1 protein-coding gene is annotated in these 893 nt (G+C 51.3%); it reads right to left on the bottom strand.

Annotation, left to right across the window (positions count from 1 at the left end):
• Window positions 1-643, bottom strand: a 643-nt coding sequence (locus D3222_RS24795; protein WP_118988374.1) for a filamentous hemagglutinin N-terminal domain-containing protein, incomplete at its 3' end; no start/stop codon positions are given.
• Window positions 644-893 lie beyond the last annotated feature (250 nt).

Genomic DNA, 893 nt, shown 5'->3' with positions numbered 1-893 from the left:
AATCTTCCCCGGTAATCGGCACAATCGTCCCGCGTTTTAAATCAATCCGGTTGGGGCCTTGTGTCAATGTCAGGTTTTTCGCCTGTAGTCTGCCGTTGAGCTGAGTGGTCCGACTGATGATATCGACAGTATCCTGCGCCGTCGCATCCAGCCCTTTTTCACCCAGGATGATGGCGCCTTTCTTCACTTCCAGGGCCGCTAACGCCCCGTCTTGATCAAACACCGGTTTACCGGTCGATAAGGTGACCGCCGGGGTATTGATAAAGCCGCAACCATTACAAATCATGCCATTCGGGTTGATAATGAAGACCGGAGCTTTTTGCCCCACCACTTCCAACAGGCCCTGTAGTTTTGAGGCAACACTCCCCACCACTTCATTAATAATCAGTTCAGCCGATTGGCCTTTAAAGTTCAGATTCGCGCCGATTTGCCCTGCCAGCAGCGACGGCACATCATGGGTCGCATTATTCAATACCAGTCCTGAGGTCCCGACATTAAACGTCTGATAACGGTTATGTGAAACGCCCCGGGCGTTCGGGGCCGCAATATGAATAATCGGGCGATTGTTTTTCGAGGTTATTCGCGTGTGCTTATCCGCCAGTTTAATTCCCGGGACTTCTCCTTCTATTTCGGCGAAATTCATTGTCAGTTCAGGACCCTGCCTTAACGCCCTTTCAATCAGCGCAGAAGTCACCGGCGTATACTTCCCCTCAACTGAATTATACTTTCCTTCAGCTGAGTGCAATTCGGTGTTGTTTTGGGTGAGGGTCGTCGTCCCTTTGACCCGCAACGTGGCGTCAGTATCTACAATCTGACCGCCGGCATTCAGGGTTAAATTGTACCGGCCGTGAGGGTGCTTTTTATTATCGGGAATTGAAATGGGGCAGCGGAGG

The sequence above is a fragment of the Photorhabdus sp. CRCIA-P01 genome (assembly GCF_003545805.1).
Lineage (GTDB): Bacteria > Pseudomonadota > Gammaproteobacteria > Enterobacterales > Enterobacteriaceae > Photorhabdus > Photorhabdus antumapuensis.
Note: the sequence above shows the minus strand (reverse complement) of the source record. Positions and strands in the feature narration are given on the sequence as shown.